15 protein-coding genes are annotated in these 14,806 nt (G+C 32.1%); 5 read left to right on the forward strand and 10 right to left on the reverse strand.

Annotation, left to right across the window (positions count from 1 at the left end; translation table 11 throughout):
- Positions 1-112 precede the first annotated feature (112 nt).
- Positions 113-409, forward strand: coding sequence for an N-acetyltransferase (locus tag KLA_RS05775; RefSeq protein WP_013619753.1), 297 nt, complete (start codon positions 113-115; stop codon positions 407-409).
- An 88-nt stretch (positions 410-497) separates the two neighbouring features.
- Here KLA_RS05775 and mtaB read toward each other — a convergent pair whose 3' ends face one another.
- The 8 genes from mtaB to rpsA all read right to left on the reverse strand — a co-directional run bounded on the left by mtaB (position 498) and on the right by rpsA (position 8,513).
- Complete coding sequence (mtaB, locus tag KLA_RS05780; protein WP_034644543.1) at positions 498-1,826, reverse strand: tRNA (N(6)-L-threonylcarbamoyladenosine(37)-C(2))-methylthiotransferase MtaB; 1,329 nt, start codon at positions 1,824-1,826, stop codon at positions 498-500.
- A gap of 60 nt (positions 1,827-1,886) precedes the next feature.
- On the reverse strand, positions 1,887-2,534 hold the full coding sequence (pdxH, locus tag KLA_RS05785) for a pyridoxamine 5'-phosphate oxidase (protein ID WP_034644544.1): 648 nt from the start codon (positions 2,532-2,534) through the stop codon (positions 1,887-1,889).
- A gap of 88 nt (positions 2,535-2,622) precedes the next feature.
- The gene (locus KLA_RS05790) at positions 2,623-3,546 is read right to left on the reverse strand and encodes an EamA family transporter (RefSeq protein ID WP_034644601.1); all 924 of its coding nucleotides are present in this window, start codon (positions 3,544-3,546) and stop codon (positions 2,623-2,625) included.
- A gap of 133 nt (positions 3,547-3,679) precedes the next feature.
- The gene (locus KLA_RS05795) at positions 3,680-4,585 is read right to left on the reverse strand and encodes a ribonuclease Z (protein WP_013619757.1); all 906 of its coding nucleotides are present in this window, start codon (positions 4,583-4,585) and stop codon (positions 3,680-3,682) included.
- 69 nt (positions 4,586-4,654) lie between these two features.
- Positions 4,655-4,987, reverse strand: coding sequence for a hypothetical protein (locus tag KLA_RS05800; protein ID WP_013619758.1), 333 nt, complete (start codon positions 4,985-4,987; stop codon positions 4,655-4,657).
- Between the two features lie 6 nt (positions 4,988-4,993).
- On the reverse strand, positions 4,994-5,920 hold the full coding sequence (locus KLA_RS05805; RefSeq protein WP_013619759.1) for an aspartate carbamoyltransferase catalytic subunit: 927 nt from the start codon (positions 5,918-5,920) through the stop codon (positions 4,994-4,996).
- 10 nt (positions 5,921-5,930) lie between these two features.
- Positions 5,931-6,470 (reverse strand): bifunctional pyr operon transcriptional regulator/uracil phosphoribosyltransferase PyrR, encoded by a 540-nt coding sequence (gene pyrR, locus KLA_RS05810; protein ID WP_013619760.1) that lies wholly within the window; start codon positions 6,468-6,470, stop codon positions 5,931-5,933.
- Between the two features lie 210 nt (positions 6,471-6,680).
- Positions 6,681-8,513 carry a 30S ribosomal protein S1 gene (gene rpsA, locus KLA_RS05815; protein WP_013619761.1) on the reverse strand — a complete coding sequence of 611 codons (1,833 nt, stop codon included), beginning with the start codon at positions 8,511-8,513 and terminating at the stop codon, positions 6,681-6,683.
- Between the two features lie 272 nt (positions 8,514-8,785).
- On the opposite strand from rpsA, the gene KLA_RS05820 reads away from it, so the two are divergent.
- Positions 8,786-9,166 (forward strand): LysM peptidoglycan-binding domain-containing protein, encoded by a 381-nt coding sequence (locus tag KLA_RS05820; RefSeq protein ID WP_013619762.1) that lies wholly within the window; start codon positions 8,786-8,788, stop codon positions 9,164-9,166.
- 57 nt (positions 9,167-9,223) lie between these two features.
- Here the strand turns inward: KLA_RS05820 and cmk are convergent, their stop codons facing one another.
- Positions 9,224-9,916: a (d)CMP kinase gene (gene cmk / locus KLA_RS05825; protein ID WP_034644545.1), complete on the reverse strand. Its 693-nt coding sequence runs from the start codon at positions 9,914-9,916 to the stop codon at positions 9,224-9,226.
- Positions 9,917-9,970: 54 nt separating this feature from the next.
- Positions 9,971-12,415, reverse strand: coding sequence for an endopeptidase La (gene lon, locus KLA_RS05830; protein WP_013619764.1), 2,445 nt, complete (start codon positions 12,413-12,415; stop codon positions 9,971-9,973).
- A gap of 218 nt (positions 12,416-12,633) precedes the next feature.
- On the opposite strand from lon, the gene KLA_RS05835 reads away from it, so the two are divergent.
- From KLA_RS05835 to KLA_RS05845, 3 genes are read left to right on the forward strand one after another with little or no spacing between them, the layout of a single operon-like run.
- Complete coding sequence (locus KLA_RS05835; protein ID WP_034644546.1) at positions 12,634-13,191, forward strand: RNA polymerase sigma factor; 558 nt, start codon at positions 12,634-12,636, stop codon at positions 13,189-13,191.
- Positions 13,188-13,736, forward strand: a complete 549-nt coding sequence (locus tag KLA_RS05840; RefSeq protein WP_034644547.1) for a hypothetical protein — start codon at positions 13,188-13,190, stop codon at positions 13,734-13,736. The genes KLA_RS05835 and KLA_RS05840 overlap by 4 nt, the downstream gene beginning before the upstream one ends.
- The gene (locus KLA_RS05845; RefSeq protein WP_034644548.1) at positions 13,717-14,793 is read left to right on the forward strand and encodes a hypothetical protein; all 1,077 of its coding nucleotides are present in this window, start codon (positions 13,717-13,719) and stop codon (positions 14,791-14,793) included. The genes KLA_RS05840 and KLA_RS05845 overlap by 20 nt, the downstream gene beginning before the upstream one ends.
- The last annotated feature ends 13 nt before the right edge of the window (positions 14,794-14,806 follow it).

Genomic DNA, 14,806 nt, shown 5'->3' on the forward strand with positions numbered 1-14,806 from the left:
AGGTTGTCATCATTTTATTTTTTAAAATATATAATGATTTCACGATACTAAATATCGTTATTTTAGAACACAATAGCGCATATTTTAACTTCAATTTAAAACCATATACTATATGAATGCAGTAGAAATTAAGGACAATAGTTTTTTACGTCAGTATGAAACTAGAGTTAATGGGCATTTAGCTAAATTAGAATACTCTTCACAAGAACGTAAAGTGTTTTTAACAAAACTAATTATTCCTGAGGAAATAATTGAAACAGAATTTAAAGAAGACTTTATTAAAGCTGTTTTAAACGATATTCAAGAAAAGAATATGCGAGTAGTACCTACTAGCCCAGATGTTGCTAGCTTTTTAAGAAGAAACAAAAGACTCTACAAAGAAATGTTACCTATTGGTATACGTATCTAAAAAAATTAAAAGGTGCTTTAAAAGTTGTTCTGCTTTAAAGCACCTTTTTTTATTTTTTAATAATTACGTACTTCACTCCTTCTCTTAATTACACCACAACTTCAGTTTTTACAAAATCAAAACGCACTAAACCATCTTCGTCTATTTCTGTTAACGTTATTGTATGTAACGTATTTACCAACTCTGGGTTCCAAGGCGCTTTTACTTTTACATAATTTTCTGTAAAACCATTAATATAACCTTCTTTGTTTTCGCTCTCAAACAAAACAGTTCTAGTGCTACCAAGCTGACTTTCATAAAAAGCTCTACGCTTTTTAACAGATAAACCCCTTAACATTTTACTACGCTTAGCCCTAACGTTTTTAGGCACTACATTATCCATTTCTGCAGCAACCGTATTATCTCTTTCAGAATAAGTAAAAACATGTAAATAAGATATGTTTAATTCATTCAAAAAGTGATATGTTTCTAAAAAATGCTCGTCTGTTTCTCCTGGAAAACCAACAATAACATCTACACCAATACAAGCGTGCGGCATAACTTCTTTAATTTTAGCTACACGATCTGTGTATAAATTGGTTAAATATCTACGGCGCATTAATTTTAAAATAGTATCACTACCACTCTGTAACGGAATATGAAAATGCGGAACAAAAGAATTGCTTTTAGACACAAAATCTATAGTCTCATTCTTTAATAAATTTGGTTCTATTGAAGATATTCTAAGTCTATGTATACCGTCTACAGTATCCAAGGCCTTTACCAAATCTAAAAAGGTATGTTGGTGTTTTTTGTTTCCAAACTCACCTTTACCATAATCGCCAATATTTACACCAGTAAGTACAATTTCTTTAATATTTTTTGCAGATATTTCTGTTGCATTTTTTAATACATTTTCTAATGTATCACTTCTAGAAATTCCTCTAGCAAGCGGAATTGTACAATAGGTACATTTGTAATCACAACCATCTTGTACCTTTAAAAATGCACGTGTCCTATCTCCTATTGCATAACTACCTACATAAAAATCTGCATCTTCAATTTCACAAGAATGTACTTCTCCAAAATCATTTTTAGACAAATCGTTTATGTAATCTGTAATTTTAAATTTTTCTGTTGCACCTAAAACCAAATCTACACCGTCTACCGCCGCCAATTCTTCTGGCTTTAATTGTGCATAACAACCAACTGCCGCAACAAATGCATCTGGATTCTTCTTTTGAGCTTGTTTTACAATAGATTTAAATCTTTTATCTGCATTTTCTGTTACAGAACACGTATTAATAACATACATATCTGCAGCTTCTGCAAAATCTACCCTATCAAAACCTTCATCTACAAAGCTACGTGCAATGGTAGAAGTTTCTGAAAAGTTTAGTTTACAACCTAGTGTGTAAAAAGCTACTTTCTTCTTCATCCTTAATTAATTACAGCATTTTTTATTGGGGTGCAAATATACAAATTACTTCTAGACCATTTATGGAGCAAGTCTTTCTATCTTCCAATTGTAATCTTCTTGCAACTCATATCTTATTCTGTCATGCAACCTATTTGGTCTTCCCTGCCAAAATTCTACAGAAACAGGCTTTACAATATATCCTCCCCAGTGTTTTGGTCTTTCTATTTCTTTACCATTATATTTCTCTTCTAAGCTTTTTAATTTATGCTCTAAATATGCTCTAGAAGGTATAACTGTACTTTGGTCTGACACTATGGCGCCAAGCTTGCTACCATCTGGTCTAGATTCAAAATAACCATCAGATAAGTTTTCTGCTATTTTTTCTGCTTTTCCTTTTATAATAATTTGCCTTTCTAAATTTGGCCAAAAAAAAGAGATGCACATATTAGGATTACTAGCTATTGCTTTTCCTTTTTCACTATTATAGTTTGTATAAAAAATAAAACCTTCATAGGTGTATTTTTTTAGCAATACTACTCTGCTTTTAGGAAAACCATCTAATCCTATGGTAGAAATTGTCATAGCATTAGGTTCCTCTACACCATCTGTAGCTTCTACCTCGTAAAACCATTTTTGAAACAGCTCTATAGGGTTGTCTGATATACCACTCTCTAACAGTTCGCTTTTTTGGTATGATTTTCTGTAGTCTCCTAAATCCTTTTTCATAGTGTAATTTCTAATATTAAATTGTAAAAATTATACTTTTTTCTACTTTTAACAATTACAATTTTATCACTACAAATTTAGCAATTATTTAAGCAGAAGCAGACTGGTTTTTAGTGTTTTTAATATCGTTTAAAATACTCTTATAATTAATAACTGCTACAGATACTATAATTATAAATACCCCAAACCATTGTACACCTTTAATTTCTTCTCCTAAAATTATACTAGCTGTTAAAATAGAAACAGGTATTTCTAATGAGGTTAAAATACTACCTAAACCTATTCCTGTAATTGGAAACCCTTTGTTAAACGCTATTGGCGGCAATACTGCACCAAAAAAACCTAAAAACAATCCGTATTTCCAAAAACTCCAACTTGCATAATCAAATTCTGTTAGTAAATCTGTATTCCAAATAAGTAATACAATTAACAAACCACCTAAAACCAAATACTTACTCCTAACCATATTAGGTAAACTTACAGCTATAGTGTTAGATGCATATAATGTAGCAGTATAACACATACTTGCCATTACACCTAAAACAAAACCTGTTGGATCTATAGCCTTGCTTTCATTAAAAACATTAACGGCAAATAAAGTACCTACAATTACTAATAAACTTCCAAACAATTTAAGCTTATCTACTTTTTTACTTAAAATCATTTCTAAAACAACACCCATCCAAATGGCTTGCATAAGAAAAATAATAGCTACAGAAACCGGAATATAATTAAGGCTTAAGTAATAAAAATAACTTGTTAAACCTGCTGCTGTACCAAAAAGTACGAGCTTAAGCTTCCCGTTTTTATTTTCTTTAGTTTTTGTAACTGCACGATTCTTTTTACTAAGTAATGCCAATAATGCTACCCCTACAAAACCTATTAAATACTGTAATGTATTTAATCCGCTAGTACTAAAACCTTCTAAATTAGCCTTTTTAACAAACGTTGCCAACACACCATAACTAGCCGCACCTATAAGAACATATAGCACCCCTCTTAACTTCTCCATATAAGATTTATTATTAGCTTTTACAGTATAATACAATATGTTAGTTGTGTTATTACAACATAAATTTACACCTATTTATACTCTAAAAAGCCGGCAAAGATAAAACTTAAAAAATTGATAACAGTAAAGAGTCTTAAAAATCGAATGCCTTACCATCTTCTCCTAATAACACTGGAGTAAAAACTTCTTCTGCCTCTTGTTTAAATAAGTTGGTAGATTTGTAACGTGTAGAATAATGCCCCAAAACCAAAGCACCAACATTTGCTTGCTTTGCTATTGTTGCCGCTTGTTTAGCTGTAGAATGTTTTGTTTTTGTTGCTAGTTCTGCTTCAGAGTCTAAAAAAGTAGCTTCATGATACAATGCATCTACTCCTTTTATAATAGGCACAATACTTGGCTCAAAAACAGTATCACTACAAAATGCATAACTTTTAGGCTTAGGCGGATTAAAAGTAAGTTCCTTATTAGGCACAATTGCACCACTATCTAGAATAATATCTTTTCCGTTTTTAATTTTCTGATAATAACACTTATCTATTTCATAAGAAGCTACTGCTTCTATATTTAATTTACGCTCTGCTTCTTTTTCTTGAAACAAAAAACCGTTTGTATAAATTCTGTGGTTTAAAGGTATGGTAGATACTTTTACTTTATCATCTTCAAAAACTACGGTAGATTCTTTACTCGTTAACTCGTGAAAATATAACGGGTAATTTGTCCAGGAATCCCCAAGTTTTAATAACATAGTAATTGCTTCTTTTATACCTTTAGGACCGTAAACGTGCAATTCTTTTTCTCTGCCCAACAACCTAAAGGTAGACACCAAGCCCGGAAGTCCAAAAAAATGATCTCCGTGTAAGTGAGAAATAAAAATATGCTTAATTCTAGAAAACTTAAGCTTACTTTTTCTAAGTTGGACTTGTGTACCTTCTCCACAATCTATTAAAAATAAATGTCCTTTAATCTCTAATGTTTGTGATGTAGGATTTGCTAGTGTGCGTGGTGTGGCTGCGTGGCAACCTAGTACTGTTAATTGCAAATTAGTTGTAATTGATAAGTTAACTGTATGGCAAATAAATTTACTTACAATACAATGTAAAATTGAAAATTAAATGCCTAAGTCACGTTCAATTTCTTCCATTTCTATAATATCTCTTGCTTCTTTAATGGTTGGCACCACACATATTTCTTCTGGAACATCATCATAAGAAACTTTATTAGTAACCAACACAAAAGATTTATTAGAGCCTCTGTGTGTATTAGACAAGTCTAAAAACTCTAACACGTCTGAACTTGTTAATGCTGTAAACGAAAAAAGATTTACAATAATATTATCGTTTTTTATTTTCTCGTAAGCGTTGTTTAAATTTTCTAAAAATTTAGCCAAAGAGATATTCTCCTGGTCTACAATTGTTGTTGTACCATCTTTATCAAAAACCATAGTAAATTATTTTATTTTAGATGCAAGCAAGTAAAGTACAGCCATACGCACAGCTACACCATTTTCTACCTGATCTAAGATTATAGATTGATTAGAGTCTGCAACATCACTAGTAATTTCTACACCACGGTTTATTGGCCCTGGGTGCATTATTACTATTTCTTTATCTAAACTTTGCAACAAAGCTTTATTTACTCCAAATTGCTGGGTATATTCTCTAGTAGAAGGGAAATAACTAATATCCATACGCTCATTTTGTACGCGCAGCATATTTGCAACGTCACACCAATTTAGTGCTTTTCTCAAATCTGTTTCTACCGTTACACCTAAAGACTCTATGTGTTTTGGAATTAATGTTTTTGGACCGCATACTTTTACATTTGCCCCCTGTAATTTTAGAGCAAGTATATTAGACAAAGCTACTCTAGAGTGTAAAATATCACCAACAATTACAACGTTTTTACCTCCTACATCTCCTAATTTTTCTCTTATAGAGTAAGAATCTAATAATGCTTGTGTTGGGTGCTCATGAGCTCCGTCTCCGGCATTAACTATAGCTGCTTTAACGTGTTTAGATAAAAACACACCTGCACCTGGGTTTGGGTGCCTCATAACAACCATATCTACTTTCATAGATAGTATATTGTTTACAGTATCTATTAACGTTTCTCCTTTTTTTACAGATGATTGTGATGCCGAAAAGTTTATAACATCTGCTGACAATCTTTTTTCTGCTAACTCAAAAGAAAGCTTTGTTCTTGTACTATTTTCAAAAAAAATGTTTGCTATAGTAATATCTCTTAAAGAAGGTACTTTTTTTATAGATCTATTAATTACTTCTTTAAAATGGTCTGCGGTTTCAAAAATGAGATTAATATCGTTTTTGTTAAGATATTTTATTCCTAATAAGTGATTAACACTCAACTCGCTCATTTTCGTTGTTTTATTCATTTATTAAATAGACAATGTCTTGCCCGTCATTCTCTTGCCAAAGTACTTGTACCTTTTCCTCATTAATAGCATCTACCTGCCTACCTCTATAATTAGGTTGTATTGGTAAATGTCTACTAAATCTGCGGTCTATTAAGGTTAGTAATTCTATTTCTGCAGGTCTACCAAAAGATTGTATTGCTGTTAAAGCAGATCTAATGCTGCGTCCTGTATAAAGTACATCATCAATAAAAACCACTTTTTTATCTTCTACTAAAAAGTTAATGTGGGTTTTACTTGCCTCTAAAGTTTTTTCTCCTCTTCTAAAATCATCCCTATAAAATGTAATATCTAGCGAGCCTAAGTTTATTTCTTTAACACCATATTCTTGTGTTAAAATAGTTGTTAGTCTTTTTGCTAAATAGGTACCACGAGGCTGCAAACCAATTAAAACGGTGTCTTTAAAATCTGTATGATTTTCTAATAACTGACAAGCCAATCTATGTAATATGATTTGGATTTCTTTTGAGGAAAGTAGTACTTTTTTACTCATAGGTTAGGATACCAAGGCTTTTGTTTTACAAAAATAGGAATTTATATGTAAACTAGTTAAATAAAGTAAACTCTTATTTTAACTATTCTTTTATTTTTTTAGGTTGATAGTGTTTACGTTATACATTATCAATAATTTATGTTCTAAAAAAGCATAAAAAAAAGGTCTAAACTTACGTTTAGACCTTTTTAAATTTATTAAAATGTTTGCTTACTTTTTGTTTGCAGCATCCATTTTATCTTTTAACGCTTGTAAAGCCTCGTTAGCATCACCTAAAGTTGGTTTAGCTTCATCAGCTGCAGCAGATTGTCTTTTAACAGCTGCTTTTACATTACGTTGCTCTTCTTCTCTAAAGATTGCAGTGTGACTAGCAACAACTCTCTTAAATTCTTTGTTGAATTCAATGATTTTAAATTCTGCTTCTTCACCTTTAGCAATTTTCTTACCGTCTTCTTTTTCTAAGTGACGAGTAGGTACAAATGCTGCAATATCTTCGTTAAAGTTAACAATTGCTCCTTTGTCTACAATTTCATCAACAGTTCCTTTGTGAACAGAGTCTAAAGCAAATTCAGTCTCATATTTATCCCAAGGGTTTTCTGTAGTTTGTTTGTGACCTAAGCTAAGTTTACGTGCATCAACATCTAACTCTAATACCTCTACTTCTAAAGTTTCACCTACTGTTACAAATTCAGATGGGTGCTTAATTTTCTTAGTCCAAGAAAGGTCAGAAATATAAATTAAACCATCTATACCTTCTTCCATTTCTACAAACACACCAAAGTTAGTAAAGTTACGTACTATACCTTTGTGTCTAGAGTGTACTGGGTATTTAGAAGTAATATCAGTCCAAGGGTCTGGAGTTAATTGCTTAATACCTAGAGACATTTTACGGTCATCACGATCTAAAGTTAAGATTTGAGCTTCAATCTCATCACCAACTTTTACAAAATCTTGAGCTGAACGTAAGTGAGTAGACCAAGACATTTCAGAAACGTGTACTAAACCTTCAACACCTTCAGCAACTTCAATAAACGCACCGTAATCTGCTATAACAACTACTTTACCTTTAACTTTGTCACCAACTTTCATGTCTTCGCTAAGCGCTTCCCATGGGTGCTTCTCTAACTGCTTAAGACCTAATTGAATTCTAGATTTGTTATCATCAAAATCTAAAATTACAACATTCATTTTCTGATCTAACTCAACTACCTCATTAGGGTGGTTAATTCTAGACCAAGAAAGATCTGTAATGTGGATTAAACCATCTACACCACCAAGGTCAATAAACACACCGTATGAAGTAATGTTTTTAACAACACCTTCTAATACTTGTCCTTTTTCTAATTGACCAATAATTTCTTTCTTCTGCTCTTCAATATCAGCTTCAATTAAAGCTTTATGAGAAACAACTACGTTCTTAAATTCTTGGTTAATTTTTACAACCTTGAATTCCATGTTTTTACCAACATACTGATCGTAATCTCTAATTGGCTTCACGTCTATTTGAGAACCTGGCAAGAATGCTTCAATTCCAAATACATCTACGATCATACCACCTTTAGTTCTGCACTTCACAAAACCATTAACGATTTCTTCTTTTTCACAAGCATTATTAACTCTGTCCCAAGCCTTAATTGTTCTAGCTTTTCTGTGAGATAATACTAATTGCCCGCTTTTGTCTTCACGAATATCAATTAAAACCTCAACGTTGTCACCAACTTTAAGATCTGGATTGTAACGGAATTCGTTTAATGATATAACACCTTCAGATTTAGCGTTAATATCAATAATAGCTTCACGCTCAGTTAAATGAACAACTTTACCTGTAACTACTTCTTCATCTGCAGTATCTACGAAGTTCTCAGCAACCATTGCTTCAAACTCTTCTAATTTAGAATCGTCTACGCGCTCAATTCCTTCTTCGTACTTATCCCAATCAAAACTTGCCAAAAATTCTTTTGGATCTTGCTTAGGTGTTGCAGTTTTTACTTCTGGTGCCTGTGTAGATTCCTCTACTTGGGCGTTGTTTTTCTCTTCAGCCATTTGCTGATTAAAATTTGTATTTTGCAGCGTTATAAGAGTTATACTACCACTACAAAAGATGTTATATAAGTTTTAATTAATCCCTTTTCCTCTTATACTACCGTTAAAAAGGGCTGCAAAAATACAACTTATTCTCTAGTAAAACAAACACTCTTTTTAACTAATTTTCAGGCAATTACAAAAACGGATTGCTTTTTTAAGTTTTTTACTTTAAAATTGATGTAATATTTACTATATTAGGCATTATTAATTAACTATAAATAATAAACATTATGAGCGTAAAAGCGAAATACCAGTCTGTTTTAGACCTTGGTGAAAAATTAGCCATTAAAGACGGAGATGTGACTGAAGAAAGTGGCGTTTTAAAAATTAAAGGGCAGGCTGCTACACAGTACGAAAAAAACCTAATTTGGGATAAAATTAAAGAAATTGGTGGTGATAGTCCTGCAGATGTTAAAGCTAACATTACTGTTGCTGATGAATCTGTTTACCACAGACATACTGTACAAGGTGGCGAATCTTTAAGTAAAATTGCAAAGCACTATTATGGTGATCCTATGAAATACAAACAGATTTTTGAAGCAAATACTAATCTTCTAAAAAATCCTGACGTAATACACCCTGACCAAGTTTTGGTAATACCAAATTTATAAAATACAGTGGTTTTAAAAGAAAACGGCAATCTAAATTTAGATTGCCGTTTTTTTATATTATTGTTTTTCTATAATGCGCAATGCGTAATTATGCATACGCTCAAACTGTTCTATAAGTCCCATATCACTATTGTCAAACTCAATGGCATCTTCTGCTAAAACTAATGGTGATTCTTTTCGATTAGAATCTATATAATCTCTGCTTCTAACATTTTTTAAAACCTCATCATAAGTAACATCGTCTCCCCTATCTAACAATTCTTTATAGCGCCTATGCGCCCTGGTTTCTGGAGAAGCCGTCATAAAAACCTTAAATTCTGCATCCGGAAAAACAACAGATCCAATATCTCTGCCGTCCATAACAATGCCCTTTTCTTTACCCATTGCCTTTTGCATTTCTACAAGTTTAGTACGTACTTCTTTTACAGCTGCAACTTTACTAACTTGTTTAGACACCTCTAACGTTCTTATTTCTTTTTCTACATTTTCATCATTTAAATACATTTCTGAAAAGCCTAAATCTTCATTATGCACAAACTTTAAGCTAATACTAGGTAATGCAGCTATAAGTGATTCAAAATCTTCACTGGTTTCTGACACAAAACCTTTTCTTATGGCGTATAAAGTTACAGCTCTATACATTGCGCCTGTATCTACATACACATAGCCAAGAGCTTTTGCCAGTTGTTTAGCAATAGTACTTTTTCCTGTAGAGGAATACCCGTCTATAGCTATTGTTATTTTTTTCATAATAATGTACTTAAATAAAGGCTATTTAAATATAATTAAATAGCCTTTTGTAATCTAGATTTTTTTAGGATTTTTTACTTTTTGGTTTGTAACAGCAATATCTATAACCTGACTCATATCTGTTACGTAATGAAAAGTAAGCCCCTTTAAATATTCTTCTTTTATTTCTAAAATATCTTTACGGTTATCTTCACACAAAATTATTTCTTTAATTCTTGCTCTTTTAGCCGCTAATATTTTCTCTTTTATACCACCAACTGGCAACACTTTACCACGTAGTGTAATTTCACCTGTCATTGCCAAGCTCTTTTTAACTTTACGCTGTGTAAATAATGACACCAATGAGGTTAACATTGTTACACCTGCACTAGGACCATCTTTTGGTGTGGCACCTTCTGGCACGTGTATATGAACATTATACTTGTCAAAAATATCGTCTTTAATACCAAAATAATCTGCATTAGATTTTATGTACTCTAAAGCTATGGTTGCAGATTCTTTCATTACTTTACCTAGGTTACCAGTAATATTCATAGCGCCTTTACCTTTAGATAAAATAGACTCTATAAATAAAATATCTCCACCTACACTTGTCCAAGCTAAACCAGTTACAACACCTGCAACATCATTATTCTCGTACTTATCTCTTTCTAACCTAGCAGGTCCAAGAACTTTTTCTACAATTTCATTAGTTACTTTAACCTCATACTCTTCTTCTGTAGCTATAGATTTTGCTGCATAACGCACCATTTTAGCTATTTGTTTATCTAGAGTACGCACACCAGATTCTCTTGTATAACCTTCTACAATTTTCTCTAATTGTGCTTTGCCAATTTTTAAATCTTTAGGCTTTAAACCGTGTTCTTTTAACTGCTTAGGTAACAAGTGCCTTTTAGCTATCTCTACCTTTTCTTCAATAGTATAACCAGATACGTTAATAATTTCCATACGATCTCTTAAAGCAGGCTGTATTGCTCCTAAATTATTAGCTGTAGCAATAAACATTACTTTAGACAGGTCATACCCAACTTCTAAGAAATTGTCATAAAACTCATTGTTTTGTTCAGGATCTAAAACCTCTAACATGGCAGAAGAAGGGTCTCCTTGATGACTGTTAGATAACTTATCTATTTCATCTAAAACAAAAACAGGATTAGAGTGCTCTGCTTTTTTAATATTTTTTAAAACTCTACCTGGCATTGCACCAATATAAGTTTTACGATGACCTCTAATTTCAGACTCATCTCTTAAGCCTCCTAAAGACATTCTAACATAGCTTCTACCTAAAGCCTCCGCAATAGATTTACCTAAAGATGTTTTACCCGTACCAGGAGGTCCGTATAAACATAAAATTGGAGATTTCATATCATTACGCAGTTTTAACACTGCTAAATACTCTATAATTCTCTTTTTTACATCTTCTAAGCCATAATGGTCTCTGTCTAATATTTTTTGAGCCGCTTTTAAATCAAACTTATCAGTAGAATATTCACCCCATGGCAAACTCACAAAAAAGTCTAAGTAATTACGCTGTATTGCATATTCCGCTACTTGCGGATTCATACGCTGCATTTTACTTAGTTCTTTATTAAAGTACTCTCTTTCTTTTTTGGTAAACTTTTTGTCTTTTGCCTTTTCTCTAAGTTCTGTTAGTTCATCTTCTGCAGTAGCGCCACCACCCAATTCTTCTTGTATGGTTCTCATTTGTTGGTGCAAAAAGTACTCTCGTTGTTGGCGGTCCATATCTGTACGCACCTTAGATTGAATGTCGTTTTTAAGTTGCAGTTTCTGCATTTCAACATTCATAAATTTTAAGGTAGCCAAAGCTCTTTCCTTTAAATTCTCTATCTCTAACAACTCTTGTTTATCTTTAACCGGCAGTCTTAAGTTAGATGAAACAAAGTTTATTAAAAATGAGTTACTTTCTATATTTTTTATAGCAAAAGAAGCCTCACTAGGTATGTTAGGACTCTCTGATATTACCTTTAAAGCCATATCTTTAATAGACTCTATAATGGCTTTAAACTCTGGCGTATCTTCCTCTGCCCTAACCTCACTAGCCTCACGTACAGTTGCTGTCATATAAGGCTTTTCTGTTAACACTTCTGCAACCTCAAATCTTTTTTTACCTTGTATAATTACTGTTGTATTACCATCTGGCATTTTTAAAACACGTAATATCCTGGCAACAGTACCTAAAGTGTGTATATCATCTATTCCTGGGTTTTCTGTTTGCTCATCTTTTTGTGCAACTACACCAATAACCTTAGACCCTTCATTAGCGTCTTTAATTAAGTGTATAGAAGCATCTCTGCCTGCCGTAATTGGCACCACAACACCCGGAAAAAGTACCGTATTACGTAATGGTAAAATAGGTAACATTTCTGGCAATTGTTCTTTGCTCATTTCCTCCTCGTCTTCAGGTGTTAATAATGGTATAAGCTCTGCTTCTTCATTAATACCTTGTAGCGCCAAATTGTCAAATTCTGAATCTCGCATAATTATATTTCAGTCATTCTGTCATAAAATAAAAACAGAAATCTATTATTTAAATTTAGTTATTTTTATAAATACATAGCAAAAGCCCATATTACGTAGCTTGTGCAGTAGTTTAATTGCCTTTATAAAGTCAATTCTTATGCCAATACCAAACAGAATTAAAAAAAATTGTAACAATTAAATTAATCTATCATCTATAAAACAAACCATACATTTTTTTGAGCCAACAAAAAGAACATATCAATACTTTATTGCTACAATGCAAAGAAGGTAAGCAAAGTGCACAACTAGAGATTTATAATAGGTATTATAAAGCAATGCACAATACTGCATACCGAATTGTAAAACACAGCGCTGAAGCAGAGGATATAATGCAAGAATCGTTTTTAAGTGCCTTTACAAAATTACATACCTATAAAGGTGAAGTAGCTTTTGGGGCTTGGTTAAAACGAATAGTAATTAACAATAGTATTTACCAATACAGAAAGCAACAAAAAAACACAGAAGTTGCTTTAGACGACATAATGTACAGGGTCAAAGATAATGATAGTAGTACAATAGATAATGGTGAAACACAATTGAAGGCTCAAAAAGTGATGGACGCCATGAAACAATTGAAAGACAATTATAGAGTTTCTTTGACCTTACATTTAATTGAAGGGTATGACTATGAAGAAATAAGTGAAATAATGAATATTAGCTATGCAAATTGTAGAACTACAATTTCTAGAGCTAAAGAAAGTTTGCGTAAACAATTAACTAGCGCTTGCATATGAAAAACAATATAGATATAGATAATTTATTTAAAGAGTTAAAAGGTAGTTTTGACACTCAAGAACCTAGTACCACACATACTGCTAATTTTATAGAGAAGCTTAACACTAGTAACAAAAGACATAATAAACGCTCTTGGAGACCATTTGCTATTGCAGCATCTATAGCTTTTTTATGTGCAATAGGTTTCTCATATTTTTACCAAAAGCAAACTACTAACGAGCAAATTGCAGAAATAGCCCCAGAAATAACTGAAACCAAGTTTTACTTTGCAAGTTTAATTAATAATCAGGTAAATGAATTAAAAAAAGAAACATCTCCTAGTACTAAAAAAATTATAGATGATACTCTTTTACAGTTAACTAAATTAGAAAATGACTATAAAAAACTAGAACAAAACCTTGTAAACGGCGGCAACACAAAACTTATACTAAGCGCCATAATAACCAATTACCAAACCAGAATAGATCTTGTAAAAGATGTTATGGAACAAATTGATACTATTAAAAATTTAAAGAACTATAATGATGAAAACTTTACACTATAAGATTATAACTTTACTCTTACTTACCATTCCTTTTCTAAGTACTGCCAATAATGACAAAGGCAAATACACAAAAGAAAAAACCATTAAAAAAAACTTTACTGTTAATACTAATGCATTACTAAAAGTTAACAACAAATACGGCAACCTTAATATTACTTCATGGGATCAAAACCGTATAGAAATAGAAGTACATATTAAAACTAGTGGTAATAACGAAGAAAAAGTTCAGCGTAAACTAGACAATATTACCGTAAATTTTGAAGGGTCTAGCAGTACCGTTTCTGCTAAAACCAACATAGCCAAAAGCAGCAGTTGGGGCTGGGGAAATAGCAACAACGTTAATATGCAAATTAACTACACTATTAAACTACCTGTTAAAAATAACATAGACTTAACTAATGATTATGGTTCTATTACTTTAGATAGGATTGATGGCCACGCAACCATAAACTGTGATTATGGTAGGCTAGATATTGGTGAATTAAGAGGACGCAACAACAACTTAAATTTTGATTACACCTCTAAATCTGAAATAGATTACGTTAACAGCGCCAAAATTAATGCAGACTATTCTGGTTTTACTATTACTAAAGCAGGCAACTTAATATTAAACACAGACTATACTAGCGCATCTATAATTAACGCGCAAGACATAGACTACACTAGTGATTATGGTAGCATATCTGTAAACCAAGCTAAAAATATAAAAGGTAGTGGAGATTACATTAGTATAAAACTTGGTAAAGTAAACGGAAACGTCACTTTAGATGCAGATTATGGTTCTATAAAAATTTCTGAACTTACAGAAAACTGTGGCAACGTAATAATAAATGCAGATTACACAGGTGTTAAGGTTGGGTACAATAACAATTATAATTTTAAGTTTAACCTAAAATCTTCATACGGAGGAATTAGTGGTGTAGACAATTGCAACCTAAGTTTAAAAGAAGTTAAAAACTCACAAAAAAATTATAAAGGCTCTTGCGGATCAGAAAACAGCAATAACTTTGTAAACATAACTACCGAGTACGGAAGCATATCAATACATAAAAATTAACAAGAACACATAC

Source organism: Cellulophaga geojensis KL-A (genome assembly GCF_000568425.1).
Taxonomy (GTDB): Bacteria; Bacteroidota; Bacteroidia; order Flavobacteriales; family Flavobacteriaceae; genus Cellulophaga; species Cellulophaga lytica.